The sequence below is a fragment of the Nonomuraea purpurea genome (assembly GCF_042650645.1).
Lineage (GTDB): Bacteria > Actinomycetota > Actinomycetes > Streptosporangiales > Streptosporangiaceae > Nonomuraea > Nonomuraea purpurea.
The window spans coordinates 132,080-157,360 of the sequence record NZ_JBHSBI010000007.1 but is presented as its reverse complement, the minus strand read 5'-3'; the positions used below and the strand labels follow the sequence as shown (position 1 = coordinate 157,360).

Sequence of the window (25,281 nt, the reverse complement as noted above, 5' to 3'; positions counted from 1 at the left end):
CCTGCCCGGCACCCCTCGTCGTACGGGGGGCGGGGGCCGAGCCGGACGGGGCGGGGATTTCAGAGTTCGGCGACGAGGGTGCCGATGGCGGTGAAGATGGAGGGCCAGCCACCGCCCATGATCCGCCGCGAGAGCTGTTGCACCTCGTCGTCCGGGTCGAAGCCTTCGTGGTCGAGGAAGAGCCTGGTGCCCTTGCCTTCGGGCTCCAGGCGCCAGGTGACCGTCCAGTCGGCCCGCTTGCGGTCAGTCCAACTGATCTTCAGCAGTTTCTCCCGCTCCACCTCCAGCACCTCGCAGTAGACGATCCCGTCGAAACCGACGGCCTTCTTGGGGGTGGTGGTGAAGGTGAAGCGGTGTCCGATCTCGGGTTTGAAGTCGTTGGGCATGAGCCAGCGGGCGACCAGGTCGGGTTCGGTGAGCGCCCGCCACACCTTCGCGGGCGGGTGCGCGATGAACTGGTCGATCCTGATCGCGCGCGGGTCTTCATCGTGGGGCATCGTCGTCGTCTTCCATCTCGTCGAGCAGGGTCGTCAGGTCGGCGAGGCGTTCCCGCCAGAACCGTTCGTACGGCGTGAGCCAGTCGCGGATCTCCAGGAGCGGCGTGGCGTCCAGCCGGTAGTGGCGTTCTCTGCCCCTGCGGGTCTCGGCCACCAGCCCCGCGTCCCTGAGCACTTTGAGATGCTCCGAGACGCTGGGTCGGCTCATGTCGAACCGTTCGGCCAGTTGTCCGGCGGGCTGTGCGCCCTCCTCGCGCAGCAGCCGCAGCAGTTCGCGCCTGGCCGGGCTGGCCAGCGCCGCGAACACGTGGTCGGCCGTCATGCCTGGCTGACCACGTACCCGTTGCCGAACGGGTCCTGGAACAGCAGTTGCCGGCCCCACGGTTCGTCGCTCGGCCCTTGGAAGGCGACCTCGTGCCCGCGCAGGCGGGCGGCCAGCGCGTCGAGGTCGGGCGCGGCCACCACCATGCCGCCGATCGGCGCCATGCCGGGGAACCAGGAGGCCAGCAGCAGCGTGGTCTCGGCGCCCTTGGGGGCGACGGTGAGCCAGCGGCCCATGGGGAACGGGTTGTCGGTGCGTACCTCGAAGTCGAGCACGCCGGTGTAGAAGGCCAGCGCGCGCTCCTGGTCGGCGACGGGCACAGTTACGGCGATGATCTTGGAAATCAGCATGTCAGCCACTATACGTAGGTTTTTTCCTACGCAAAACCCCCTCTTCCACATCGGGGACTTCCCTGATGAATCGGCAGATCGGCGCTCGTAAACTTGGGCCATGCTGATCGACGACTACGTCACCGAGCTCGACCGCACCTTGGCCGGCCCCCATCGGCCCAAGCGCGACATGGTCGTCGAAGCGCGCGACAGCCTCACCGACACCGCCGACGCGCTGGAGGCCGAGGGGCTGGACCGGATGGAGGCGGAGCGGACGGCGGTCGCCTCGTTCGGACGGGTCAGCGAGATCGCGCCCGGCTACCAGACCGAGCTGACCGCCTCCTCGGGGCGGCGGCTGGGTGTGCTGATGCTCGTCAGCCTGCCGATCACGGTGGCCATGTGGTCGGTCTTGTGGCGCATGTATCCGGCCGACGACGACGTCTGGATCCACCAGCCGGCGTGGTTCTCCCCCGTCTCCCGGCTGCTCGACATCGTCCAGCTCGGCACGGCGCTGTACGGCGGGCTCATGCTGTTCGCGCTGAGCCGGGGCGCCCGGTGGATCCGCCGGCCCCGGCTGGTGACCAGGTCCCTCGGGGTGCTCGTCTGGACCACGCTGCCGATCACCGTCGGGCTGGGGATGCTGCTCGCCTACGGCGTCGACAACCCCAACACGCTGACCTGGCTGCCTGCCCTGCTGGCCAACCTGGTGACCTCGGCCATGTGGGGGATGCAGATCTACTGCGCGGTCGGCTGCCTGCGTGCCACCAGGGCGTCCGTCCCCGAAACCGCCGTACGCGCCTGATCAGGCTCCAGGACGGGGCCGCGGAGGGGGTCAGTCGGCCTTGGTGGCCTCCGTGCTCAGCACGCTGCCGATCACGCTGGCGAACTCGCGCCAGGCCGAGCGCTCGCCTTCGAGTTGTTTCCTGCCCGAATCCGTCAGCCGGTAGGTGCGGCGTTTGCGACCGCCCACGGTCACCCACTCGCTGGACAGGAAGCCGATGCGCTCCAGCCTGCGCAGGGCCGGGTAGACGGTGCCGGTCGGCACGCTCAGCGCGCCTCCGCTGCGCTGCTGCAGCGCCTCGATGATCGCGTAGCCGTGCAGCGGCCCCGCTTCGAGCACCGAGAGCAGCAGCGCGTCCATGTGCCCGCGCAGCGCGTCTGGATTCATGCCTAGATCCTAGACACCCGCATCGCGTGTAGCCAGCCTACATGTAGGCTGGCTATATATAGGTAGTCCAACAACGGAGTCGTGATGGATGTTCTCGAACTGGCGCGCACGCAGTTCGCGGTGACGAGCAGCCTGCATTTCCTGTTCGTCGTGCTCACGCTCGGGCTGGCGCCGCTTGTGGCGATCATGCACACCCGCTGGACCCGCACAGGGAACCCGCTGCACGAGCGGATGACCCGGTTCTGGGGGCAGATCTACGTCATCAACTACGCGCTGGGCATCGTCACCGGGCTGGTGATGGAGTTCCAGTTCGGGCTGTCGTGGAGTGGGTTGTCCCATTACGCCGGGGACGTGTTCGGCGCGCCGCTGGCCATGGAGACACTGGTGGCCTTCTTCCTGGAATCCACATTCCTGGGGCTGTGGATCTTCGGCTGGGGGCGGCTGCCCAAGTGGGCGCATCTGGCCTGCATCTGGCTGGTGACGCTGACGGCGTACGCGAGCGCGTTCTTCATCATGGTCGCCAACTCCTTCCTGCAGAACCCGGTCGGCCACGTCGCCAGGAACGGCCGCCTGGAGCTGGTCGATTTCGGCGCCCTGCTCACGAACAAGTCGCTGATCTTCGCCTTCCCGCACGTGATCGGGGCGGGGCTGTTCACCGGGGGCATGGTGCTGGTGGGCGCCAGCGCGTACCAGCTGCGGCGCCGTACGACCGAGGTCGAGTTCTTCACCCGGTCGATGCGCATGGGCGTGATCGTGGCGGCCATCGGGATCTTCGTCACGATGGGCTTCGGGTACGCGCAGTTCGGCGTCATCGACACCGGCAAGTTCGATGGGAACCTCGGCTTGGCGCTCCCGCTGGCGATCATGATCGAGATCGGCCAGCTCCTCGGCCTGGTCGTGCTGCTCGTGATGTTGCCGATGGTCGGGGTGCTGTGGCGCCTGCGCTGGACGCATCCGCTGCTGATCGCCATGACGCCGCTGCCGTTCATCCTGTCGATCATGGGCTGGATGGTCCGCGAGATCGGACGGCAACCGTGGATGATCTACAAGCAGCTCACCGTGGCCGACGCCATGTCCCCCGGGCTGACCTCGGGCATGATCACGTCCTCGCTGATCGGGTTCGTCGCCGTGCTCGGGCTGCTGGCCGTCGTCGACTACGTCCTCATCGCCAAGGTGATCCGGCGCGGGCCGAGCGACCTGGCGCTCGGGGCCTCCGACGCGCAGACGCGCTCGCCCGCGCTGAGCTACTAGGAGTCGTGACACATGGAACTGATCTGGTTCGTCATCTTCGCGGCGCTGCTGACCGGATATTTCGCCCTTGAGGGGTTCGATCTGGGTGTGGGGCTGCTGCTGCCGGTGGTCGGCAGGACGCGGGAGGGCCGCGACCGCATGGTGGCGGCCATGGCGCCATACGTGCTGGCCAACGAGGTGTGGCTGGTGGCCGTCGCAGGAACGCTGTTCGGGGTGTACCCGATGCTCGAAGGCGAGGTGCTGTTCGAGCTGTATCCGCTGGTGGTGGCCATGCTGCTGAGCTGGGTGCTGCGGGACGCGGGGCTGTGGTTCAGGCGCAGGCTCGACGGGCGCGGCTGGCGCGGGTTCTGGGACGCGATGATCGCGTTCGGGTCTCTGGGGCTCTCGTTCGGCTGGGGCATGGCCCTGTACGCGACCGCCACAGGATCCTCACCCGTGAACCCCGTCGGCGTGCTGCTCGGCGTGGCCGTGACCCTGCTGTTCGCCTTCCACGGGTGGACGTTCCTGGCCTGGCGGGCGCCCGGCGAGTTCGGGGCCGAGCGGTCGGGGTGGGCGCTGCTGCTGTCGGCGTTCATGGCCGCCGTGCCACCCCTGGGGCTGCTGGGGGCCGCGATGCCCTACCTGCTGGAGCACACCGCCTCCCCCGCCGCGCTGAATGTGCTCAGTGTCATCGTCCTGCCCGTCGCACCCATCATGCTTGGCGCGCAAATATGGGTATGGCGCACTTTCCGTCCGGGGAAGGACGCCTTCCGGCTCCCGTCGTTCTTCTGAGGGCACGTGCATAAGGATCTCCTACGGCTCATGCGGGCCGAGCGGTCGGTTCGCCGCCATCTGGCCGTCACCATGGCGGCGGCCGTGCTGGCGGGGCTGCTCGTGCTCGTTCAGGCCGAGCTGCTGGCCGGGGTGCTGTCCGGCCGCTTCACCGCCGTCGCCCTGGCGGGGCTGGTGGCGGTGGTGTTCGTCCGGGCGCTGCTGGCCTGGACGCAGGGCGTCTTCGCTGGGCGCACCGCCACCGGGGTGAAGTCGGCGCTGCGGCACCGGCTGCTGGAACGGCTGCGCGAGCTCGGCCCAGGACGGCTCACCGAGCACCGCTCCGGCGAGCTGGTCACGCTCGCCGGGCGCGGCCTGGACCGGCTCGACGCCTACCTGACCGGCTACCTGCCGTCGATCGCGGTGGCCGCGGTGGTGCCCGTCGCGGTGCTCGTCCGGCTGTTCGCCGCCGACCTGGCCAGCGCGGTCATCGTCCTGGTCACGCTGCCGCTGATCCCCATCTTCGGCGCGCTGGTCGGCATGACGACCAAGGTCGTCACCGAACGCCAGTTCCTGGCTTTGTCGCGGCTCGGGGGCCACTTCCTGGACGTGGTGCGCGGGCTGCCGACGCTGCGGGCGTTCGGACGGGCCCGCTACCAGGCGAACGTCATCCGCCAGGTCGCCGACGCGCACCGCGGCGCCACGATGCGGACGTTGCGGGTGGCGTTCCTGTCGTCGCTGGTGCTGGAGTTGTGCGCGTCGTTGTCGCTGGCGCTGGTGGCGGTGCCCATCGGGCTGCGGCTGCTCGGGGGCTCGCTGGATCTGACGACCGCGCTGCTGGTGCTGCTGCTGGCGCCGGAGGCGTACCTGCCGCTGCGGGCCATGGGGACGCGCTTCCACGCCTCGATGGAGGGCGTCGCCGCCGCCGACGCCGCCTTCACCGTCCTGGACGGCGCCACCGACGATCGGGCACGCCAGGACACGACGTCGGCCACCGCGCCTCCTGCCGGGACGGCCGCGGGGGCCGCTGCGGGGGCCGGTGTCGCATCAGCCGCCGGTTCGTCGGCGGGAGCGCCGGAGATCAGGCTGGAGAACGTCACCGTCCGCTACCCGGGCCGGGAGGTGGCGGCGCTGGAGAACGTCTCACTCACCATCGGGCCGGGCGAACGGGTGGCCCTGGTCGGCGAGAGCGGCGGCGGCAAGAGCACGCTGCTCCACCTCATCCTCGGCTTCGTCGAACCCTCCGAGGGCCGCGTCCTCGTGGACGGCGCCGACCTGCGCGAGATGGACCTCGGGAGCTGGCGGGCCCGGCTGGCGTTCGTGGCACAGCGGCCGCACCTGTTCGCCGCGTCCGTGGCCGACAACATCCGGCTCGGAGCGCCCGGCGCCTCTCCGGAAGAGGTCAGGCAGGCGGCCTCGGCGGCCCACGCCGACTTCGTGGCGGGTCTCCCCCAGGGGTACGACACGGTGCTGGGTGAGCGCGGGACCAACCTGTCCGCCGGTCAGCGCCAGCGCATCGCCCTGGCCCGCGCCTTCTGCCGCCCGTCCGCCTCGGTCCTGCTGCTGGACGAGCCCACGGCCCGCCTGGACGGACGCAGCGAGGCCGCCGTGGTATCCGGCACCGCCGACCTGGCCCACGGCCGCACCGCCGTCATCGTCGCCCATCGGCCCGCCATGATCGACCTGGCCGGCCGCATCATCCGCATCCACGAGGGCCGCGTCATCTCCGACACCCTCCGCCCCAGCGCTCCCGCGTCAGATCCAGGGGGCCGGGAGGTCGTGGTGGGGCGGCAGGAAGGGAGCGAGCGGTGAAGCGGCCCATGGGACCCCGCCTGGTCTGGGCGGTGCTGGCCGGGGCGGCGGCCGACCTGGCCGGGCTCGGCCTGATCGCCGCGGCGGCCTGGCTCATCACCAGGGCCGCCGAGCAGCCCTCGCTGGCCGCGCTGAGCCTGGCGATCGTGGCCACCAGGGCGTTCGCCACCGGCAAGGGCGTCTTCCGTTATGCGGAGCGGCTGACCGGCCATGACGTGGCGCTGCGCGCCCAGGCCGACACCCGCGAACGCCTCTACCGGGCCCTCATCCCGCCCCAGCCGCCCCGTCACGGCGGCGCCGACCTGCTCAGCCGCATGGTGGACGACACCGAGGCCGTGCAGGACCTGCTCGTCCGCTGCCTCCTGCCGGCCGCCGCCGCGGCTTTGGCCGGACTGGCGGCCGTCGTGGTGGGGCTGGCCGTGCTGCCGGTGGCGGCGCTGGTGCTGGTGGCCGGGCTGGTGCTGGCCGGGGTGGCGCTGCCCGCCGGTACGGCCGCCGCGGCCCGACGCTGGTCGGCCAGGATCGCCCCGGCGCGGGCGGCGCTGGCGGGCCGGGTGGCCGATCTGGTGCACGGCTCGGCCGACCTGGCCGCGTACGGAGCCGACCGGGAGGCCCTGGCCAAGGCGCTGGCGGCCGATGAGTCCCTGGCCGCGCTCGAACGCCGCCAGGCCCGCGTGCATGCCGCCGCCTTGGCCGGGGGCACGCTGGTGCAGGGGTTGACGGTGGCGGCGGTCGTCCTGCTGGCCCAGGGGTCGGGGGTCGGTTCGGTGGGCACGGCGGTGCTCGCGCTGACGTCCCTGGTGGCGTTCGAGCCGGTGTTGCCGCTGGCGGCGGCGGGTGAGCGCATGGCGGGCATCATGGCCGCGATCAGGCGGCTGCGCGAGGTGCGTTCGGCCGGTCCTGCGGTCGCCGAGCCGGCCGCGCCCGCGCCGCGCCCCGAGGCGCCGCTGACCGTCGAGATCGACGATCTGGTGGTGTGCCACACGGCCGGGGCTGCGGCGCTGGACGGGGTGTCGCTGCGGCTCGCCCCCGGCAGGCGGGTCGCGATCGTCGGCCCGAGCGGTGCGGGCAAGAGCACGTTGCTGGCCGCGCTGATGCGACTGGTCGAGCCGGAGTCCGGAAATATCCGGATCAACGGCGTCGATCTTCGCGACCTGGACGGCGACGACGTACGGACCCTGATGACGGGCCTCACCCAGGACCCCTACATCTTCCGCACCACCCTGCGCGACAACCTCCGCCTGGCAGGCCCGGAGGCCGGTGAGGAGGAGCTGGCCCGCGCCGTCCGCGACGCGCGCCTGGAGGACTGGGTCGGGCGGACCGGCTGGGACGCCGAGCTGGGCGAGGACGGCAGGACCGTCTCCGGCGGGCAGCTCCAGCGGCTGGCCCTGGCCAGGGCGCTGCTGTACGACCCGCCGGTGCTGCTGCTCGACGAGCCCGCCGAGGCACTGGACGAGGAGACCGCCGACCGGCTGATGGCCGACCTGCTCGACGTGACCAGGGACCGCACGACCCTCCTGGTGACCCACCGGCTCAAGGGGCTTGAGCTGGTGGACGAGGTCATCGTGCTGGAGGAGGGCAGGATCGCGCAGCGGGGGCGCCACGACGAGCTCGTCGCCGTGCCCGGCTACTACCGCGACCTGTGGGAGTCCGAGGTCCTGACCAGGAGGTAAGCGCGAACCCGGGGTACCAATTTGAGTTGGCTTCGCAATCAGGTTTAAAATACAAACCAGTTTGAGATTGCGAGGAGTTTGCGATGCGAGACGACGATCGTGCGGCGAGCCCCGAGGAGATGCTGCGCGTCATCGAGGAGCAGAGCGTCGCGACCGTGAAATCGCTCAAGGGCGACCCGCTCCTGCTGTACGTGCCGTGGGGTGTCTCCTGGTTCCTCGGCTTCACCGCGTTCTTCCTGCACTACGGCCTTGATGGCCGGCCGTACGCGCCGATCTCCCAGATGCAGGCGCTGGCCGTGCTCATGAGCTGCCAACTCGTCGCGGGGGCGCTGGCAGCTTTCGGGATCGTGCGGATGAACCGGCTGATCCGGGGCGACACCTCGGCCAGGGGCGCGATGTTTGGCTACGCGTGGTTCGCCGGGATGCTGGTGATGGCCGTCATCTGCGTCAGGCTGAGCACGATCCTGCCTCCCGACGAGAGCGGGCTGATGTGGGCGGGCGTGTCCCTGCTGGTGGTGGCGGTGCTGCACATGGCCGGCGGCGCGATCTGGCTGAACTGGCCGATGTTCTTCACCGGCGCCTGGGCGGCGGCCGTGAACGCGCTGGGCGTGCTGCTCGGCCCCGGCTGGCACGCGCTGCTGACCGCGACGCTGCTGGGCGGCGGCTTCGTCGCGGCGGGCCTGTGGCTCAGGCGCGGCGCGTGAGCGCGGACAAGGCGCCGCCCGATCTCGATCCGGTGATCCACGCGCAGGCCAGGCTGCGCGTGGTGGCCGCGCTCAACGTGCTCGGCGACGGCGACGAGATGGCGTTCGGGCCGCTGAAGGACCTGCTCGGCATGACGGCGGGCAACCTGTCGGTGCACCTGACCAAGCTCGAGGACGCCGGATACGTCCGGATCAACAAGACCCACAAGGGCCGCACGCCCGTCACGTTCGTGGCGCTCACCAAACGCGGGCGGCTGGCCTTCGACGACTACACCAAGGCCATTCGCGCCCTGCTCGACAACGCTGGAGGAGTTCAATGACGGTTCTGGCCAGAGCGATGGAGGCCAGCCGCCGCTATGGCGACGTCCTGGCCCTCGATCGCATCTCGCTCGACATCCGGGCGGGCGAGCTGGTTGGCCTGCTCGGCCCGAACGGGGCGGGCAAGTCCACCCTGATCAATCTGTTCGTGGGGCTGCGCCGCCCGACGTCCGGCACGATCGAGCTGCTCGGCGGCTCGCCCACGGATCCGGCCGTCCGGCGCGGCATCGGCGTGACCCCGCAGGAGACGGGGCTGCCCGAGACGTTACGGGTCGGCGAGATCGTCGACTTCGTCTCCGCGCACTTCCCCGACAGGGCCGACAAGGGCGAACTGCTGGCCAGGTTCGGGCTGAGCGACCTGGTCAAGCGACAGGTCGGCGGTCTGTCCGGCGGGCAGAGGCGGCGGCTGGCGGTGGCGCTGGCATTCGCCGGCAATCCGCGCGTGGTCTTCCTCGACGAGCCCACGACCGGCCTGGACGTCGAGGCCAGGCGCGCGCTGTGGGACGGCGTCAGGTCCTTCCATGAGGGCGGCGGCACCGTGCTGCTGACCAGCCACTACCTGGAGGAGATCGAGGCGCTGGCCGAGCGGGCGGTCGTGGTGGGGCAGGGCCGGGTGCTGGCCGACGACACGGTACGCGCGATACGCGACGTCGTGGGCGTGCGGCGGGTCTCCCTCATCGCCGATTCCCTGCCCGAGTTGCCCGGCGTGGTGACCTCCGAACGTAGGGACGGCCGCGTCGACCTGGTGACCACCGACCCCGACCGGCTGGTCGTCGAGCTGGTGCGCAGCGGCACGCCCTTCTCCGGTCTGGAGATCAGGCCGAGCACGCTGGAGGAGGCCTTCCTGGCCCTGACCTCGAAGGAGTCCGCGCATGTCTAGCCTGGTCATGGCCCACGCCCGCTACCTGATGATCGAGCAGCTCAGGGTGCCGATCAGCATCGTGGCCAGCGCGTTGATCCCGGCCGTCACGATGCTGGCGTTCGTGGTGCCGTTCTCGGGGGACGACCCCGTGATCGCCACGATGAGCACCGGGTCGCTGACGTTCTTCGGCGCCATGTCGAGCGCGCTGATCGGGCTCAGCATCACCGTGGCACTCGACCGCGAGCAGCCGTGGAACCCCTACCTGCGCACGCTCCCCGCCGGCCCGCTCCCCCGTTTCACCGGGCGGATCCTGGTGACGCTCGCGACCATGCTCACCTCGGTCATCCCCGTGCTGGTGGTCGCGGCGCTGCTGACCGAGGCGACGATCACGCCGCTCCAGTTGCTGCTGGGGCTGGGCGTGCTGATGGTGGGCGGGATCCCGTTCATGCTGATGGCGCTGTTCATCGGGCTGATGCTGAGCTCGAAGGCCGCGATCGCGGTGTCTCAGGTGCTGTTCTTCCCGATGGCGATCCTGGGCGGGCTGCTGCTGCCGCCGCAGATCATGCCCGGCTTCATCGAGGTCGTCTCGCCTTACACGCCCGCCAGGGGCGCCGCCGAACTGCTCTGGGCGGTCACCGCCGGCCACTCCCCTGACCCGGTGGCGCTGGTGGCGCTGGCCTGCTGGACGGTCGTGGCGGCGGTCGCGGCCGCCTGGGCCTACCGCCGTGACGAGGGGCGGCGTTTCTCCTGACAAATGGGGGGTGTGCCGCCGAGTCCGCAGCGATCTCGACGGCACACCCGTCCAGGAGGGGGTCTGTTATCCTTTTTCGATGAGGGTCACGGTGACCTCGTTGGTCTTACCGTCCCTCATATATGTGATCTTGACCTGTTGGCCCGGTTTGAAACCTCTGACCTGCCCAACTACAGTATCTCCTCCGTCAACCGTCTTGTCACCGAGCTTGGTGATCAGGTCGCCCTGACGCAGTCCCGCCTTCTCCGCCGGGCTTCCAGCCGTGATCTCACGGACCAGGGCGCCGGGCACGTCGCCGGTCGCGTTCGTGACGCTCACGCCGAGGAAGGCGTGGTTGACCTTGCCGCTGTCGATGAGCTGCTCGGAGACCTGCTTGGCGGTGTTGACCGGGATGGCGAAGCCGACTCCGCCGCCCGCCGCGTCGGAGGCGATCGCGGTGTTGATGCCGACGAGCTCGCCCGCGGCGTTCACCAGCGCACCACCGGAGTTGCCCGGGTTGATGGCGGCGTCGGTCTGAATGGCGCCGCCGATCGTCGTGACGTCACCGCCCTGGCCCTGCCCGGGCTGGGGCCAGCCCGGCGGAACCTGCTGGCGCTGCTCGCCACCGACGGTGAGCGTGCGGTCGAGCGCGCTGACGATCCCGGCCGTGACGGATCCGTCGAGGCCGAGCGGGCTTCCGATGGCGAGCACGGGGTCGCCGACCTTGAGCAGGTCGCTGTCGCCGAGCGTGGCCGCGGTCAGCCCTGAGGTGCCCTCCGCCCTGATGACGGCGAGGTCGGTGGCCGGGTCGGTGCCGACGACGGTGGCCTTGGCAGTCTTGCCGTCGCTGAACTTGACGGTCATCTGGCCGCCGCCCTGGCCTGCGCCCACGACCACGTGGTTGTTGGTGAGGATGAGCCCGTCCTCCGACAGCACCACGCCGGAGCCCTCACCGGTCTGCCCCTGGACCATCACGACGGTCGGCTGCACCTTGGCCGCGACCTCGGCGACGGTGAGCTGGTTGGAGGCCGACTTGAAGACGGGGCTCGGCGTGCCCGAACTGGCAACCGGCTCAGGCTGGAACGACGTGGCGACGGCGGCCCCCACGATCCCGCCGCCGACGGCCGTGGCGGCCAGGGCGAGGCCGGCGATGACCTTGCGCCCGGCGAAGAACCCCGGTTGCTTCGGCGGTGCGGGAGGCGGGGGCGGCTGAGGCATGGGATGCGTTTCCCGACGGGGGAAGCCCCCGGCGGCAGGCGGGGTGTCGCCGAACTGGCTCCACCCACCGGCGCGCTGCTCGTGAGGCTCGTTCGCGTTCATCTGTCCATCTCCCTCGAATCCCTATGGTTCAAGGGTGCCAAAACCGACGTAAGACCTGGTTAAGCCGCTGATCAGAAGCTCATGAGAGGCTTCACGGACGGCTTATCGGCGCTGGCCGAAGGGCGTATTCACCGGCATGCAGCCACACGGAACGTGTCGCGGCGTGCATGCGGGTGATGGGCCACACAATCGGTGTTCTCCACTTTAACCGGTTTTGAGCCCATCCCTCGATCGAGAAGGAGAAGCACGCCACGGTCTCCCTACGCTGGCGGTCCGGAAGGGGCGATTGAGCTGGATTAGCCAGCTTTGGGGGATGGGATGCAGTGGTTCGGGTGCGGAGTCGTGCGGCGAAGCGCTCGGCGTTGATGACTGTGCGGTGGTGGGGCTCCCTGGCAGACAGTGGCCGCGTCGTCGTGGGCGTGGACGGTGAAGATGAGCTGTGTGCCGTCGACGGCGCTGAGCTCGGCGTAGACGGTCAGGGTGCTGCCCGAGGGCGTGGGGGCCTGGTGACTGAGGGCGGCATGCACGCCCAGGGCCTGCTCACCCTCTTCCAGGTGCCCATCCAGATCACGCCTACAGGCCCATTCCACGATGCCGACCAGGTAGCCGGTGGCCGAAACCGAAGGCAGGGCGGCGAAATAGTCGGATTTCGGGCAGCAGGTGCCGGGACGGTGCGTTCGATAGGGACGAAATTCCATCACCTAATGGAACGCCCCATTACGCTCAGCAGCTTTCCCGCTACGAAAATGATCTTTACTTTTATTTGTTTCTTATGTGACGATCAACCCGTTTTGTCTCCTCTGTCCGAAAGGTTGTGAGTGAACACACGTCGACCAGCGTCCGGCTTATCCGCCCGGACGCGCCACCGCGCTGCCCTGCTCGCAGCACTACTGCTGCCGCTCTCGCTCGTGAGCGCGCCCGCGATCGCCCAGGGCCCAGCGCCATCCCCCACCCCCTCGTCCACACCGACATCACCGCCGACCGCTACTTCGCAGCCGACCCTCAAAACCGCTTGGGAGAAGGCGAGCAAGTCCGGCAAACCCGTTGAAGTTCCTTCCCAGTTCACCGAGACCATGAAGGTCTGGGCTAACCCGGACGGCAAGAACATGCGGGCCGAGCTGTATACCCGGCCCGTCCAGCTCAAGAACCCAGCCAGCGGTGCCTGGGAGCCCATCGACACCCGCATCGTCACCCGTGACGGCAAACTGCAGGCCACGCGGGTCAAGACCCCGCTGACCTTCGGCGGACGCGGAACCAAGCAGTTGGTGTCGGCGGACGGCAAGCAGGGCAAGAGCGGGCTGAACGTGACCCAGGCGCTGCCGGAGCCGAAGATCTCCGGCAGCACGGTCACCTATCCCAACGCCGTCGCACTGGGCGCGGACCTGGTGGTGCAGGCCCAGGCCGACGGGTTCATCTCCCAAGTGGTCTTCCGACAACGGCCGACCGGCCCGGTGACCATACGGCTGCCGCTCACCCTGCCCGAAGGCACCACGTTCGGTAAGACGTCCCAAGGGTTGCCGCAGCTCAAGGACGCCAAGGGCAGGGCAGCCGCGGCGCCGATCGTGCTGACCGCGATGGACGCCAAGATGGAAGCCTCCCCCGAGGAGGGCAAGAGCTCCCCGGTCACCGCGAGCGTGGAGACCTCCGGCACGACATCGAAGCTGGTGTTCACCCCAGATGAGAAGTTCCTGGCCGACCCGGCGGTGACCTATCCGGTGACGATTGCCGCCGCCGACGATTGGTTTGGCGGCGGAACACCCACCGATGCCTGGGTGAGCAAGAACAGCCCCGGCACCAACAACGCTGCGGCTGGCTGGCTGCGCGCTGGCACCACCTCCACCAGCGCCGACATCGCCCGCGTGTACCTGAAGTTCAACACCGAGGACCCGGCACTCGAGGGCGCCACCGTCGTCGACGCGGACCTGTGGGTGTGGAACTACAAGTCCGGCGGCCCCAACGGCCAACTGTGCGGCGAAAACCTCGGGTCGGGCATCGCGGCCGCACGCGTCACTTCTTCATGGAGTACGAGCAGCTTGAGCTGGTCCAGCCAGCCCTCGGTCTCCAGCAGCATGGAGGGAGGGAACAAGGCCGGCTACAACTATGAGGCCGACCCTGCCAGCTGGTGCGCCAAGGAGGAGCAGCTGGTGCACCGGGTCACCGGCATGGCCCGCGCCTGGATCGAGCAGGACGTGCCCAACCACGGGGTGGTGCTGCGAGCCGTCACCGAGACCGCGGCGATCAACTGGCGGCAGTACTACTCCAGCGAAAACAGCGGCGAGCTCTACCCGGGCTACCGCCACCCACCCACCCTCATGGTCCAATACACGCCCGCGCCCAAGCCTGAGGTGATGCGCTTCTACTACGAAGGTGAACCCGAGCCGCAGACGGCCGAAGAGTGGGAAGCGTTCATGAACGATCCCGAACGCTCCCGCGGCTATCCGGAGATGCTCCCTCCGCAGGACATCACCGAGGAACAGCTGCTGCAGGAGTTGAAGGCGCTCAACACCAAATCCAGCGTCTCCACCACCGACCTGCACGACGACACGCCTCCAGAGTCAGGCAACTGGCTCAAAGAGTACGAGAGCACCGATCCGCCGACCGTGGTCGCTGCAGGTCCGGACGAGGACGCGAGGGGTGTACCGCCCAACACCGAGATTTGGGTGGTATTCAGCAAGCGAGTCATCGGAGCCGAGATGGCACTGGAGGGCCCCGGTGGGGAGCCGGTCGCCGGGGTGTCCAGGCAGGAGAATGAGAAGATAACGCAATTCCTGCCGGAAAGGCCGCTGACTGCCTACACCCACTACAGCGTGACAGCCATTGGCGCCCAGGATGTGGCCGGCCAGGTGATGCCCGGCCCGCATAGATGGTCGTTCACCACGGGTGGCCCTGATACCGACCCGCCCACGGTGGAAGGCAGCGACCCCGCCGAGGACGAGACCAACGTGCCGGTGGACACCGCGGTCAGGATTGGCTTCGACGAGGGGGCGTCCGACGTCCAAATCACGGTCAAGGACTCATCAAACGCGACCGTGCAGGGAACAACGGCGGGCGACAACGCCGAATGGACCTTCACGCCGACCTCACCACTCGCCGCCTCGACGGTATACCAAGTCGAGGTGAGCGGCGCCAAGGACCGCTCGGGCAATGTTATGACGCCCTATACCTGGTCATTCACCACAGCCGGAGATACATGATCGCTTACAACCGGTGAAACTGCCCCCGTCGCTCCGTTAACGTGTGGTCGCGCGAGGCACCCGGTCGGGGACTGCGATCGGAGAAGCCCCCTCATCCGACCGATGGATCCAGTCCTGCCCATCGGGTAGGCATGGTTGGAGGTGCTGCTGGCACCCGCGATCAGTGCGCCTTGCTCTCTTGCCAATCAAGACGCGCGTGCTCGGCGCTGAGCACCCAGATTGCCGTCCGACGCAACCTCGCTGACACCGGCCTTTTCGATTATCAGGACGGCGCTGCGAACCGGGAAGACGGGCCGGTACAGCATTCCCGCTGGGACGGTGAACGCCTGCCGAGGGGTGCGTTCAACGGTGCAGGCATGCTCCAGTTCGATGCGGAACAGTCCGTCGAAGACGAAGAAGAACTCGACTGGTAGGGCTTTCTTCCTCCGGACGACAGCCGAAGCCCCAGGGGCGCTGGAGCCAGGGAGTGGCGACGATGGGGTTCGTGGCGCTCCTCTCCCTCCGGGGAACGGCTGCTGTGGATGGGGGTCTCCGCCCAGGCGGCCGAGCAGAGACCCCCTTCACCAGACCCGGTCCCAAGGGGTCTGGTGGGGATCCCGGCTGCGGAGGTTGGTGTGGGTCTCAACGCGAGAGCCGGGAAGCTTCACTGAGACGGATCGTGGCGCAGGAACGAACCCTTATCACCTGCGATGGGCCGGGCAGGGCATTCGATCGACACCGTCACACCCCTTCTCGGCGGCGGCTCGCCGAGTGGCGTCACCCAGATAGCCAGTCCCGGGATGTGCAGGCACACGATCGTGTTGCCACAGTGACGGCACTGCCCAACAGCCCCATCCATCGAAACCGTCGCCGGTACAGCGGAGCAAACGGGGGCAAGAGCCGAACTGCTTTCTATGATCACTGCTTTCTATGATCTTGGCCTTGACGATGGCGCGAATCCCCTTCAACGCAACCCCACAGTTCGGCGTAGATCATCCGGCCGCCCTGTCGATCACGTTGCTCACCGTACGTGTCCGATAGCGCAGACAGGGTCTTGTGGGCCAGCTCGGCATCCGCGCCCGCAACGTCGTTGGGGAAGCACAGCTCGAACCGCAGCGCGATCTTCGGCCCGGTTGTCGTGAAGATCGTGGTGAGGTTCAGGCTGCTGAGTGGGCCGCTCCGCGCGAGGGCGACGGCGAAAAGCTCGGCCATGACCTTGCGGGCGTCGTCCGTGCGCCCGGGGATGTGTGCGCCGACGATCGCGTCCGCGTACGCGACTGCGGTGTCGATGCTGCCGGGGTAGGCGAGGTAGTCCTGGGTCCAAGTCGGCACGGTGCAGGGTCACCACCAAAGTAATCTGGATATCCGGCTAACGTGCCGGATGACCAGCTTGCAGGCTGGATATCCGGCACGTCAAGCTGTATCCCGTGGATCAACCGTCGTACGCCCGTATTGCTGCCGATCTGCGGGCGAAAATTGTTCGCGGCGACCTCGCTCCCGGCGTGCGCCTACCGGCCCGTCACGAGCTGGCCGACGAGTACCGGGCAGCTGAGGGCGTCGTACGCCAGGCGACCGAGGTGCTCGTACGAGAGGGCATGCTCGTATCCCGGCCGGGCGCTGGCATGTTCGTCCGGCAGCGACCCCAACGCCGCAGCCTCGTTCGTTCCTGGTTTCGTGAACGCCAGGCCGGGAGTCCGTTCGCTCAGCAAATGGAGGAGCAGGGCCGTCACGGCACCTGGGCGTACCGGTCGGACACGATGCAGGCACCGCCGGAGGTGCGGGAACGGCTCGGCCTGGCCGTTCCGGATGGCGACCAGCATGACGTCATGCGGACGGCGTACGTGTTCACGTCGGCCGATGACGAACAGCCGTGGATGCTGTCAACCAGCTGGGAGCCGCTCTCGCTGACCAAGGGGACGTCGATCGCGTTCCCCGAGGGCGGCCCGCACGCCGGTAAGGGCGTCACCCACCGCATGGCCGTCGTCGGCGTCGACGTGGATGCCTGGGATGAGGAGGTGTGGGCTCGGACTGCCACCCGGGAGGAGGCGCAGCAACTCGGCATAGGCGCCGGGTCGATCGTGATGGTGGCCGAGCGATCCTACTTCGCTGGGGAGCGCGTGGTGGAGGTGGCCGACATCGTCGTGCCCGCAGAGTCGACGAAGCTGGTCTACAACGGGCCGGTCGGCGACTCCTGAGGGGGTGTTGGGCGCGCGGTGCTCGAGGAGTTCAGGGTCGCGCGGCACGGCACGTAAGGCCGATCAAAGGGCTCCGGGGTGAGGGGCTGACGTGTCCCTGGCGCTGTCCACATCGGACTATATGTCCAGCGTTCGCACGGGGCGCTTCAAGCAGCTCGCGCACAAGACGGCCCCATCACAGGCGGGACGGGGCCGTCTTCATCGCGTTCGGCACCTGTCACCACGCTGCCGATGATCCCGGTTACGAGGTCTGACCTGGACGTTCGTCCTTGACTATTACGATTGCCGGAAGGACTGGCAGGTCGCGCTCGCACCACATTTCGATCATGACAGGCTAACCCTCACGCCGTCGCTGAAGATTGAGTCGTGCAGCTCGATCGTTTCCGGTTTCAGGTCCTTGGGGATGTCGAAGAGCACCACGCCTTGGACGCTGTTGCCGGGGTTGATCTTCTCGTAGAGGCTCTTGGAGTTCTTCAGGTAGATAGCGGCGCCCGAGTCGGCCTCGTACTCTTTCCCGTCCGCGTGCAGCTTCTGCGCCGCGCTGGTGAAGGCTTGGGCTTCGTCGCCGATGTTCTCGACCGTGACGTGCACGAGCAGGAACACGCCCTGGGCCTCCGTACCAAGAAGGTCGTTACCGACCCGCGCCTGCCTTTCCATCTTGGTGACGGTGAACTCGAGCTTCCCGTCGCGCACCTTCGATCCGATGGCCTGCTTCGTCTGCTTGGCCGGCTCTTCGACTGGCGCCTCGGCTGGCTCTTCGACTGGCTTCTGCTCGGCCTGGTTGTCATCGATGGCCGCCGTGGTGGACCTGCCGCCGCCGCTGCTGCTGCCGAGCGCGACAACGACCACGGCGCAGCCACCGAAGAGTACGAGCACTACGACACCGATGATGATGAGGATCAGCGGCGCGCTGCTCTTTTTCCGCTGTGGGGGCTGGGACGGTTGGTAGCCGTAACCGTGCTGGGGTGGGTAGGGCTGTGAGGGTGGCTGCTGCCGGTATGGGTCTTGCCCGTATGGCTGCGTCATCGGAGCCTCTCTGTTGGACTTTGAGCAGGGTGAGGGTTGGGACGTTCCAAAGGCTTCCGAGGTTGGCAAGAAATGCAGAGTTGACGTGTCCAAAAGCGGACACGTGGATTGCTTCGCCCGGCCTCGGCGAGCACGAGGAACTCCATCGGCACGTCGACCCCCGTAACCCTCGCGGGACGCCTCGCCCGCAGCTGCCGAAGTGCTGATTCCTCGCTTACTTCCCCTGCTTGCGCGCTCTTCTCAGCCAGGAGGGGTAGCTTCCGCCAGACGTTCTTGAGCTCATCCGCCCGCTCGACACACCCGCCTATGCGGCGCAGACGCCGGCGGCGAAAGTCAGCCGTCAGTCGGCCAGTATTCTTCCTTGAGCAGGCGTTTGTAGAGCTTGCCCGTGGGGTGGCGCGGCAGCCCCGCGCGGAAGTCCACCGATTTCGGGCACTTGTAGTGGGCCAGGCGCTCGCGGCAGTACGCGATCAGCTCCGCCTCCAGCTCCGGCCCCGCCTCGGCCATGGACACCGGCTCGACCACGGCCTTGACCTGCTCGCCCATCTCCTCGTCCGGCACCCCGAACACCGCCACGTCGGCCACCTTCGGATGCACCGACAGCACGTTCTCGGCCTCCTGCGGGTAGATGTTCACCCCACCCGAGATGATCATGTATGAGCGGCGGTCGGTGAGGTAGAGGAAGCCGTCGGCGTCGAGACGGCCGATGTCGCCGAGCGTGGTCCAGCCCCGGCCTTTGGGGTCCTGGGCCGAGCGGGTCTTGCCGGGGTCGCCGTGGTACTCGAAACGGCCGCCGTTCTCGAAGTAGATCGTGCCGTGCTCGCCCGTCGGGACGTCGTTGCCGTCCTCGTCGCAGATGTGCACGATGCCGAGCAGCGAGCGGCCGACCGTGCCCTTGTGCAGGAGCCAGTCCTGGGAGTTGACGTAGAGGAAGCCGTTGCCCTCGGTGCCGGCGTAGTACTCGTGGATGATCGGGCCCCACCAGTCGATCATCTGCTCCTTGACGGGGACGGGGCAGGGGGCGGCGGCGTGGATCGCGCAGGTGAGCGAGGACAGGTCGTAGGCCGTCCGGGTCTTCTCGGGGAGTTTGAGAAGTTTGATGAACATCGTCGGCACGAGCTGCGAGTGGGTCACCCGGTACCGCTCCACCGCCTCCAGGTACGTCTCCGGGTCGAAGCGCTCCATCACCACCACCGTGGCCCCCATCTGCTGGAAGGTCAGGCTGTAGCGCAGCGGCGCGGCGTGGTACAGGGGCGCGGGCGAGAGGTAGACGCTGTCCGCCGACGGCGCGAACAGCGCCTGGACGAGCCTGAACAGCGTGCCGGGCTCCTCCAGCGGCCCGTGCGCCGCGGGCAGCTTGACGCCCTTGGGGCGGCCGGTGGTGCCGGAGGAGTAGAGCATGTCCAGGCCCTGGCACTCGTCCTCGACGGGGGTGACCGGGTGGCCGGCGACCGCCTCCTCGTAGGAGACGAAGCCTTCGGCCGTGCCGCCCAGCATGAGCCGCAGTTCGACGCCGGGCGTGGCTTCGGTGATCGAGGTGGCGACGCCGGCCAGGTCCGCGCTGGCCAGGAAGACCCGGGCGCCGCAGTTGGCGACGATGTAGGCAAGTTCGTCGGTCTGCAGCCGCGAACTGATCGGCGTGAAGTACAGGCCGGAGCGGTAGGCGGCCCAGGCCACGGTCAGGAAGTGGGGGTGGTTGGCCAGCATGAAGGCCACGTGGTCGCCCGGCCGCAGCCCGGCGGCGCGGAAGAGATGGGCCAGCCGGTTCGACTCCTCGTCCAGCTCACGGTAGGTGACGACCTGTCCGGAGCCCGCCATGATCACAGCGGGCTTGTCGGGGGTGACTGCTGCGATGGCTCCCGGATGCATATTAGAACAGTATTCGGGTGATCGGCCGGCACGCCAGCGTGCCGGCCGATCATGTCATTCGCCGGGGATGACCGACCCCTGGTACTTCTGCTTGATGAAGTCCTTGACCTTCTGGTCCTGCAGGAGTTTGCCCAGGGTGACGATGTTCGCGTCCTTCTCGTGGCCTGCCTGGACGACGAGGCCGTTGACGTACGGGTTGCCCTCGGTCTTCTCCAGCACCAGCGCCTGCGAGGCGGGCTTGAGCCCGGCCTCGATGGCGTAGTTTCCGTTGATCACCGCGGCGTCGACGTCCTCCAGCGAACGCGGCAGCTGCGCCGCTTCGAGCGGCTTGAACTGCAGGTTCTTCGGGTTCTGGGTCACGTCGCGTTCGGTGGCGGCGGTGCCCACGCCGTCCTTGAGGGTGATCAGGCCGTTGTCGGCGAGCAGCTTGAGCGCGCGGCCGAGATTGGTGGCGTCGTTGGGCACGGCCACGGTGGCGCCGGAGGCCAGCGCGGAAGCAGCGGTGATCTTCTTGGAGTACAGGCCCAGCGGCTCCAGGTGGACCGGTGTGACGAACGACAACTTCGTGCCCTTGGAGGAGTTGAAGTCGTCGAGGTAGGGCTTGTGCTGGAAATAGTTCGCGCCCAGGCGGCCCTCGTCGAGCTGCGTGTTGGGCTGCACGTAGTCGGTGAACTCCACGACCTCCAGCTTGAGCCCGGCGGCCGGGGCCAGGTTCTGCTTGACGAAGTCGAGGATCTCGCCGTGCGGCACGGGGCTGACGCCCACCTTCAGCACGGAGTCGGCGGACTCGGCCGTATCGGTCGCGGACTGCGACATTCCACATGCGGCGAGCGACAGAGCCAGCGCGGCAGCACCCACAATGCGGCTGATTTTCATGATTTTTCCTTACTTATGCGATAGGCGCCGAGCGACCCAGTCGCCCAGGCTCTGCAGGAGTTGCACGATGACGATGAGCAGCACGACCGTCACGATCATCAGCAGCGTCTCGAACCGCTGGTAGCCGTACCGGACGGCCAGGTCGCCCAGGCCGCCCCCGCCGAGCGTGCCGGCCATGGCGGAGTAGCCGATGAGCGCGACGACGGTGACGGTCAGCCCCGCGACCAGGCCGGGCAGGGCCTCGGGCAGCAGGACCTTGCGGACGATGGCGGCCCGGCTCGCGCCCATGGCCTGGGCGGCCTGCACGACGTCCGCGCCGACCTCCCTGAGCGCGGTCTCGACCAGCCGGGCGAAGAACGGCACCGCGCCGGCGGTGAGCGGCACCACGAACGCGGCGGTCCCGATGGTGGTTCCGACGACGAGCCGGGTGAACGGGATGATCGCGATCATCAGCACGATGAACGGCAACGACCGCCCGATGTTGACCACGAACCCGAGCGCCGACTTCAGCGCCGGGATCGGCAGCAGCCCGCCCCGGTCGAACACCACGAGCGCCACGCCGAGCGGCAGCCCGAGCAGCGCGGTGAACAGCGTCGACCAGCCGACCATCTGCGCGGTCTCCAGCGTCGCCGGCCACAGCAGCGGCACCATCTCTTCCCAGGTCACTTGGGCACCTCCACGATCAGGCCGGTGTCACGCAGGTACGCCAGGGCCGCCCCGGTGTCGGCGCCGGTCAGGGCGACCCGCAGACGGCCGACGGAGCCGCCCGCGAGGTCCTCGATGGAGCCGCCCAGGATGCTCAGGTCCACGTCGAACTTGCGGACCACCTCCGAGACCACCGGCTGCCGGGGGTCGCCGGTGAACGTCAGCGTCACCGAGCCCGCCGGGGCAGGCTCGGGCAGCGGGAAGATCTCCCTGGTGAGGCGGGAGCCGGGGGTCCTGATGAGGTCGGCGATGGTCCCGGACTCCTCGATGCGCCCCTCGGCCATGATGGCGACGGAGTCGCAGACGCTCTTGACGACGTTCATCTCGTGGGTGATGAGCAGGATCGTCAGGCCGAGCTCGGTGTTGAGCCGCTTGAGCAGCGCCAGGATCGACTGGGTGGTGGCCGGGTCGAGCGCCGAGGTGGCCTCGTCGGACAGCAGGACGGACGGTGAGCCCGCCAGCGCCCTGGCGATGCCGACGCGCTGCTTCTGGCCGCCGGAGAGCTGGTTCGGCCGGTCCTTGCCCCGGCCTTCGAGCCCGACCAGTTCGAGCAGTTCGCCGACGCGGCGTTCGCGCTCGGCCTTGGCCACGCCCATGACCTCCAGCGGGAAGGCGACGTTGCCCGCGACCGTGCGCGAGGACAGCAGCGCGAAGTGCTGGTGGATCATGCCGATGCGCTGCCTGGCGCGGTTCAGTTCGGCGCTGCGCAGCGCGGTCAGGTCCTGCCCGGCGACGGTGACGGTGCCCTCGGTGGGGCGTTCGAGCAGGTTGACGCAGCGCAGGAGCGTGCTCTTGCCGGCGCCGCTCTGGCCGAGCACGCCGAAGATCTCGCCTTCGCGCACATGCAGGTCGACGCCGTCCAGCGCGACGGTGCGGCCGTACTGTTTGCGCAGGCCTGATGCCTGGATCATGGAATGTCCCCACGGCTGAGAGCGGCCCGGCGCCGGGCCGCGCGAACGTACATCACGACAGCGGAGCGGGGGGCCTTAGCGGGTGCCGGGGTGGAAGGGCAGGTGACACAGCCTGCGCAGCACGAAACCAGGTGCGATCATGACGGCCTTCGAGGGGGACGGGCGGACTTCTGGCTCAGATCGGCATTCGCCCCATACGACAACACGCGGCGCCGGTGGGGGCGCTCGAATCGTTTGCGTATGCCTCGTTCACGCCGTTGCTAACGGTGGTGTGAATCCCCCTATTCCCGGTCTGTTTCGTGATCTGTGTCACGGAATGGGACCGCCCCGCCGGGTCGCGGCGGGGTGGTCCGGTGGTCAGGCGGCGACCGTGGAGGCGACCTGGGCCGGGGTCAGCGCGATGTCGAGGACCTCGCGCACGTCGCTGACCGGGTGGATGGTCAGCTCGTTCCTGACCTCCTCGGGCACGTCGTCCAGGTCGGGCTCGTTGCGGGCCGGGATGAGGACGGTGGTGATGCCCGCGCGGTGCGCGGCCAGCAGCTTCTGCTTGACGCCGCCGATCGGCAGGACCCGCCCGGTCAGGGAGATCTCGCCGGTCATGGCCACGTCGCTGCGGACCAGGCGGCCGGACAGGAGCGAGGCCAGCGCGGTGGTCAGCGTCACACCGGCCGAGGGGCCGTCCTTGGGCACGGCGCCCGCGGGGAAGTGGACGTGCACCGAGCGGTCCTTCAGCGCGGTGACCGGCAGCTCCAGCTCCGCGCCGTGCGAGCGCAGGTAGGACAGGGCGATCCGGCCCGACTCCTTCATCACCTCGCCGAGCTGGCCGGTCAGCGTGAGCCCCGTCTCGCCGGTCTCCGGGTCGGCCAGCGACGCCTCCACGTACAGCACGTCGCCCCCCGCCCCGGTGACCGCCAGGCCCGTGGCCACGCCCGGCACCGAGGTGCGCTGGGCGGTCTCGGGCAGCGACGACTCCGGCACGAACCTCGGCCGTCCGATGTAGTCGGTCAGACCGGCCTCGCCGACCGTGACGGGCAGCTCGCCCTTGGCCGCCACCTTGCGCAGGATCCGGGCGACCGCCCGCTCCAGCGAGCGGACGCCGGCCTCGCGGGTGTACTCGGCGGCCAGCTTGCGCAGCGCGTCGTCCTCGACCGCGACCTCCTCGGCCGTCAGCCCGGCCAGCTCAAGCTGCCTGGGCAGCAGGTGGTCGCGGGCGATGGCGACCTTCTCGTCCTCGGTGTAGCCGTCGAGGGTGACGATCTCCATCCGGTCGAGCAGCGGCCCGGGGATCGACTCCAGGACGTTGGCCGTGGCCAGGAACAGCACGTCGGACAGGTCCAGCTCGACCTCGAGGTAGTGGTCGCGGAACGTGTGGTTCTGGGCCGGGTCGAGCACCTCCAGCAGGGCGGCCGTGGGGTCGCCTCGGTAGTCGGCGCCGACCTTGTCGATCTCGTCGAGCAGGACGACCGGGTTCATGGATCCGGCCTCGCGGATGGCGCGGACGACACGGCCGGGCAGCGCGCCGACGTACGTGCGCCGGTGACCCCGGATCTCGGCCTCGTCACGGACGCCGCCGAGCGCCACGCGGACGAACTTGCGGCCCATCGCGCGCGCCACGGACTCGCCCAGCGAGGTCTTGCCGACTCCGGGAGGGCCCGCCAGGGCGAGCACGGCGCCGCTGCGGCGGCCCCCCACCACGCCGAGGCCCTTGTCCTGGCGGCGCTTGCGCACGGCCAGGTGCTCGATGATGCGGTCCTTGACGTCGCTCAGGCCCGTGTGGTCGGCGTCGAGCACGGCCCGCGCGCCGGTGATGTCGTAGTTGTCCTCGGTGCGGGTGTTCCAGGGGATGTCGAGCACCGTGTCGAGCCAGGTGCGGATCCAGCCGGTCTCGGGAGACTGGTCGGGGGTGCGCTCCAGCTTGCCGACCTCCTTGAGCGCGGCCTCGCGCACCTTCTCGGGCAGGTCGGCGGCCTCCACGCGGGCCTGGTAGTCCTCTTCCTCCGTCTCGGTGTCGCCGTTGAGTTCCTTGAGCTCCTTGCGGACGGCGGCGAGCTGCTGGCGCAGCAGGAACTCCCGCTGCTGCTTGTCCATGCCCTCCTGCACGTCCTTGCGGATCGTCTCGGCGACGTCGAGCTCGGCGAGGTGCTCACGGGACCATTCGATCAGCTTGGCCAGCCGGTCGGCGGGGTCGGCCGCCTCCAGCAGCTCGACCTTCTGCACCGTGGTCAGCCAGGGGGTGTAGCCGGAGCTGTCGGCCAGCACCGACGGGTCGTCGATCTGGCTGACCTGGTCGACCACCTGCCAGGCGCCGCGCTTCTGCAGGATCGTGGTGGCCAGGGCCTTGTACTCCTTGGCCAGTTCCTGGGCGCGCTCACCGGCGGGGACGGCGTCGATCGTGTCGGCCTCGACCCACAGTGCGGCGCCGGGGCCGGTCGTGCCCGTGCCCACGCGGACGCGGTCGACGCCGCGCACCACGGCGGCCGGCTCGCCGCCCGGCAGCCTCCCGACCTGCTCGACAACGGCCTGGACGCCGATCGCGCCGTAACGGCCGTCGATCCGGGGAACGAGGAGGACCTGCGGCTTGTTGCCACCAGATGCACGGGCGGCCTCGATGGCGGCACGCACCTCGGAGTCGGACAGGTCCAGCGGAACCACCATGCCCGGCAGGACGACCTCGTCGTCCAGCGGCAGGACCGGGAGGATCAAGCTCTCACTCATGCGAACTCCAAAGGGTTGAGTTATACCGACTCAATTCATCGGAGCCCGGCATTGTTCCCAAGCTTGCCGATGTTC

At 68.9% G+C, this 25,281-nt stretch carries 24 protein-coding genes; 11 read left to right on the top strand and 13 right to left on the bottom strand.

The genetic code is table 11. From position 1 onward, the window contains the following. Positions 1-59: 59 nt before the first annotated feature. The 3 genes from ACFOY2_RS16080 to ACFOY2_RS16070 are packed head-to-tail and all read right to left on the bottom strand — an operon-like array spanning position 60 to position 1,169. Positions 60-497 (bottom strand): SRPBCC family protein, encoded by a 438-nt coding sequence (locus tag ACFOY2_RS16080; protein ID WP_379528819.1) that lies wholly within the window; start codon positions 495-497, stop codon positions 60-62. Continuing rightward, complete coding sequence (locus tag ACFOY2_RS16075) at positions 484-819, bottom strand: ArsR/SmtB family transcription factor (protein ID WP_379528818.1); 336 nt, start codon at positions 817-819, stop codon at positions 484-486. The genes ACFOY2_RS16080 and ACFOY2_RS16075 overlap by 14 nt, the downstream gene beginning before the upstream one ends. Further along, complete coding sequence (locus ACFOY2_RS16070) at positions 816-1,169, bottom strand: VOC family protein (protein ID WP_379528817.1); 354 nt, start codon at positions 1,167-1,169, stop codon at positions 816-818. The genes ACFOY2_RS16075 and ACFOY2_RS16070 overlap by 4 nt, the downstream gene beginning before the upstream one ends. 100 nt (positions 1,170-1,269) lie before the next feature. On the opposite strand from ACFOY2_RS16070, the gene ACFOY2_RS16065 reads away from it, so the two are divergent. Continuing rightward, entirely contained in the window at positions 1,270-1,950 is a 681-nt protein-coding gene (locus tag ACFOY2_RS16065; RefSeq protein WP_379528816.1) for a permease prefix domain 1-containing protein, read from the top strand. 30 nt (positions 1,951-1,980) lie between these two features. Here the strand turns inward: ACFOY2_RS16065 and ACFOY2_RS16060 are convergent, their stop codons facing one another. Continuing rightward, complete coding sequence (locus ACFOY2_RS16060; protein WP_379528815.1) at positions 1,981-2,316, bottom strand: helix-turn-helix transcriptional regulator; 336 nt, start codon at positions 2,314-2,316, stop codon at positions 1,981-1,983. Between the two features lie 84 nt (positions 2,317-2,400). Here ACFOY2_RS16060 and ACFOY2_RS16055 point away from each other — a divergent pair, with 84 nt between their 5' ends. The 8 genes from ACFOY2_RS16055 to ACFOY2_RS16020 all read left to right on the top strand — a co-directional run bounded on the left by ACFOY2_RS16055 (position 2,401) and on the right by ACFOY2_RS16020 (position 10,437). Next, positions 2,401-3,567 (top strand): cytochrome ubiquinol oxidase subunit I, encoded by a 1,167-nt coding sequence (locus ACFOY2_RS16055; RefSeq protein ID WP_379528814.1) that lies wholly within the window; start codon positions 2,401-2,403, stop codon positions 3,565-3,567. Between the two features lie 12 nt (positions 3,568-3,579). After that, on the top strand, positions 3,580-4,338 hold the full coding sequence (locus ACFOY2_RS16050) for a cytochrome d ubiquinol oxidase subunit II (RefSeq protein WP_379528813.1): 759 nt from the start codon (positions 3,580-3,582) through the stop codon (positions 4,336-4,338). 6 nt (positions 4,339-4,344) lie between these two features. Next, positions 4,345-6,129, top strand: a complete 1,785-nt coding sequence (gene cydD, locus ACFOY2_RS16045; RefSeq protein WP_379528812.1) for a thiol reductant ABC exporter subunit CydD — start codon at positions 4,345-4,347, stop codon at positions 6,127-6,129. Beyond that, the gene (gene cydC / locus ACFOY2_RS16040) at positions 6,126-7,802 is read left to right on the top strand and encodes a thiol reductant ABC exporter subunit CydC (protein ID WP_379528811.1); all 1,677 of its coding nucleotides are present in this window, start codon (positions 6,126-6,128) and stop codon (positions 7,800-7,802) included. The genes cydD and cydC overlap by 4 nt, the downstream gene beginning before the upstream one ends. A gap of 83 nt (positions 7,803-7,885) precedes the next feature. Continuing rightward, positions 7,886-8,506 carry a hypothetical protein gene (locus tag ACFOY2_RS16035; RefSeq protein WP_379528810.1) on the top strand — a complete coding sequence of 207 codons (621 nt, stop codon included), beginning with the start codon at positions 7,886-7,888 and terminating at the stop codon, positions 8,504-8,506. Beyond that, positions 8,503-8,826 (top strand): winged helix-turn-helix domain-containing protein, encoded by a 324-nt coding sequence (locus ACFOY2_RS16030; protein ID WP_379528809.1) that lies wholly within the window; start codon positions 8,503-8,505, stop codon positions 8,824-8,826. Before ACFOY2_RS16035 ends, ACFOY2_RS16030 begins: the two co-directional genes overlap by 4 nt. Beyond that, positions 8,823-9,704 (top strand): ABC transporter ATP-binding protein, encoded by an 882-nt coding sequence (locus ACFOY2_RS16025; RefSeq protein ID WP_379528808.1) that lies wholly within the window; start codon positions 8,823-8,825, stop codon positions 9,702-9,704. The genes ACFOY2_RS16030 and ACFOY2_RS16025 overlap by 4 nt, the downstream gene beginning before the upstream one ends. Next, the gene (locus tag ACFOY2_RS16020; protein WP_379528807.1) at positions 9,697-10,437 is read left to right on the top strand and encodes an ABC transporter permease; all 741 of its coding nucleotides are present in this window, start codon (positions 9,697-9,699) and stop codon (positions 10,435-10,437) included. The genes ACFOY2_RS16025 and ACFOY2_RS16020 overlap by 8 nt, the downstream gene beginning before the upstream one ends. Positions 10,438-10,503: 66 nt before the next feature. Here the strand turns inward: ACFOY2_RS16020 and ACFOY2_RS16015 are convergent, their stop codons facing one another. Continuing rightward, positions 10,504-11,736 carry a S1C family serine protease gene (locus ACFOY2_RS16015; protein WP_379528806.1) on the bottom strand — a complete coding sequence of 411 codons (1,233 nt, stop codon included), beginning with the start codon at positions 11,734-11,736 and terminating at the stop codon, positions 10,504-10,506. A gap of 296 nt (positions 11,737-12,032) precedes the next feature. Further along, positions 12,033-12,434: a thioesterase family protein gene (locus ACFOY2_RS16010; RefSeq protein WP_379528805.1), complete on the bottom strand. Its 402-nt coding sequence runs from the start codon at positions 12,432-12,434 to the stop codon at positions 12,033-12,035. A gap of 375 nt (positions 12,435-12,809) precedes the next feature. Here ACFOY2_RS16010 and ACFOY2_RS16005 point away from each other — a divergent pair, with 375 nt between their 5' ends. Beyond that, complete coding sequence (locus ACFOY2_RS16005) at positions 12,810-14,930, top strand: Ig-like domain-containing protein (protein ID WP_379528804.1); 2,121 nt, start codon at positions 12,810-12,812, stop codon at positions 14,928-14,930. An 897-nt stretch (positions 14,931-15,827) separates the two neighbouring features. On the opposite strand, the gene ACFOY2_RS16000 is transcribed toward ACFOY2_RS16005, so the two are convergent. Beyond that, positions 15,828-16,241: a hypothetical protein gene (locus ACFOY2_RS16000; protein WP_379528803.1), complete on the bottom strand. Its 414-nt coding sequence runs from the start codon at positions 16,239-16,241 to the stop codon at positions 15,828-15,830. A gap of 95 nt (positions 16,242-16,336) precedes the next feature. Between ACFOY2_RS16000 and ACFOY2_RS15995 the strand changes: the two genes are divergently transcribed. After that, positions 16,337-17,104 (top strand): GntR family transcriptional regulator, encoded by a 768-nt coding sequence (locus ACFOY2_RS15995; RefSeq protein WP_379528802.1) that lies wholly within the window; start codon positions 16,337-16,339, stop codon positions 17,102-17,104. A 324-nt stretch (positions 17,105-17,428) separates the two neighbouring features. Here ACFOY2_RS15995 and ACFOY2_RS15990 read toward each other — a convergent pair whose 3' ends face one another. From ACFOY2_RS15990 to lon, 6 genes are all read right to left on the bottom strand, one after another. Next, positions 17,429-18,130, bottom strand: coding sequence for a DUF4352 domain-containing protein (locus tag ACFOY2_RS15990; RefSeq protein WP_379528801.1), 702 nt, complete (start codon positions 18,128-18,130; stop codon positions 17,429-17,431). Positions 18,131-18,463: 333 nt separating this feature from the next. Continuing rightward, positions 18,464-19,999, bottom strand: a complete 1,536-nt coding sequence (locus ACFOY2_RS15985) for an AMP-binding protein (RefSeq protein WP_379528800.1) — start codon at positions 19,997-19,999, stop codon at positions 18,464-18,466. A 54-nt stretch (positions 20,000-20,053) separates the two neighbouring features. Further along, positions 20,054-20,875 (bottom strand): MetQ/NlpA family ABC transporter substrate-binding protein, encoded by an 822-nt coding sequence (locus tag ACFOY2_RS15980; protein ID WP_379528799.1) that lies wholly within the window; start codon positions 20,873-20,875, stop codon positions 20,054-20,056. Between the two features lie 9 nt (positions 20,876-20,884). Next, a complete protein-coding gene (locus tag ACFOY2_RS15975; RefSeq protein WP_379528798.1) occupies positions 20,885-21,541 on the bottom strand; it encodes a methionine ABC transporter permease in 657 nt (218 codons plus the stop codon). Then, positions 21,538-22,491 carry a methionine ABC transporter ATP-binding protein gene (locus tag ACFOY2_RS15970; protein ID WP_379528797.1) on the bottom strand — a complete coding sequence of 318 codons (954 nt, stop codon included), beginning with the start codon at positions 22,489-22,491 and terminating at the stop codon, positions 21,538-21,540. The genes ACFOY2_RS15975 and ACFOY2_RS15970 overlap by 4 nt, the downstream gene beginning before the upstream one ends. 357 nt (positions 22,492-22,848) lie before the next feature. After that, complete coding sequence (gene lon, locus ACFOY2_RS15965; protein ID WP_379528796.1) at positions 22,849-25,206, bottom strand: endopeptidase La; 2,358 nt, start codon at positions 25,204-25,206, stop codon at positions 22,849-22,851. Positions 25,207-25,281 lie beyond the last annotated feature (75 nt).

What these genes read in the sequence shown, in the direction of transcription:
- ACFOY2_RS16080 (WP_379528819.1), bottom strand. Translation starts at nt 497, where the DNA reads ATGCCCCACGATGAAGACCCGCGCGCGATCAGGATCGACCAGTTCATC.
- ACFOY2_RS16075 (WP_379528818.1), bottom strand. Translation starts at nt 819, where the DNA reads ATGACGGCCGACCACGTGTTCGCGGCGCTGGCCAGCCCGGCCAGGCGC.
- ACFOY2_RS16070 (WP_379528817.1), bottom strand. Translation starts at nt 1,169, where the DNA reads ATGCTGATTTCCAAGATCATCGCCGTAACTGTGCCCGTCGCCGACCAG.
- ACFOY2_RS16065 (WP_379528816.1), top strand. Translation starts at nt 1,270, where the DNA reads ATGCTGATCGACGACTACGTCACCGAGCTCGACCGCACCTTGGCCGGC.
- ACFOY2_RS16060 (WP_379528815.1), bottom strand. Translation starts at nt 2,316, where the DNA reads ATGAATCCAGACGCGCTGCGCGGGCACATGGACGCGCTGCTGCTCTCG.
- ACFOY2_RS16055 (WP_379528814.1), top strand. Translation starts at nt 2,401, where the DNA reads ATGGATGTTCTCGAACTGGCGCGCACGCAGTTCGCGGTGACGAGCAGC.
- ACFOY2_RS16050 (WP_379528813.1), top strand. Translation starts at nt 3,580, where the DNA reads ATGGAACTGATCTGGTTCGTCATCTTCGCGGCGCTGCTGACCGGATAT.
- ACFOY2_RS16035 (WP_379528810.1), top strand. Translation starts at nt 7,886, where the DNA reads ATGCGAGACGACGATCGTGCGGCGAGCCCCGAGGAGATGCTGCGCGTC.
- ACFOY2_RS16025 (WP_379528808.1), top strand. Translation starts at nt 8,823, where the DNA reads ATGACGGTTCTGGCCAGAGCGATGGAGGCCAGCCGCCGCTATGGCGAC.
- ACFOY2_RS16020 (WP_379528807.1), top strand. Translation starts at nt 9,697, where the DNA reads ATGTCTAGCCTGGTCATGGCCCACGCCCGCTACCTGATGATCGAGCAG.
- ACFOY2_RS16015 (WP_379528806.1), bottom strand. Translation starts at nt 11,736, where the DNA reads ATGAACGCGAACGAGCCTCACGAGCAGCGCGCCGGTGGGTGGAGCCAG.
- ACFOY2_RS16010 (WP_379528805.1), bottom strand. Translation starts at nt 12,434, where the DNA reads ATGGAATTTCGTCCCTATCGAACGCACCGTCCCGGCACCTGCTGCCCG.
- ACFOY2_RS16005 (WP_379528804.1), top strand. Translation starts at nt 12,810, where the DNA reads ATGAAGGTCTGGGCTAACCCGGACGGCAAGAACATGCGGGCCGAGCTG.
- ACFOY2_RS15990 (WP_379528801.1), bottom strand. Translation starts at nt 18,130, where the DNA reads ATGACGCAGCCATACGGGCAAGACCCATACCGGCAGCAGCCACCCTCA.
- ACFOY2_RS15985 (WP_379528800.1), bottom strand. Translation starts at nt 19,999, where the DNA reads ATGCATCCGGGAGCCATCGCAGCAGTCACCCCCGACAAGCCCGCTGTG.
- ACFOY2_RS15980 (WP_379528799.1), bottom strand. Translation starts at nt 20,875, where the DNA reads ATGAAAATCAGCCGCATTGTGGGTGCTGCCGCGCTGGCTCTGTCGCTC.
- ACFOY2_RS15970 (WP_379528797.1), bottom strand. Translation starts at nt 22,491, where the DNA reads ATGATCCAGGCATCAGGCCTGCGCAAACAGTACGGCCGCACCGTCGCG.
- lon (WP_379528796.1), bottom strand. Translation starts at nt 25,206, where the DNA reads ATGAGTGAGAGCTTGATCCTCCCGGTCCTGCCGCTGGACGACGAGGTC.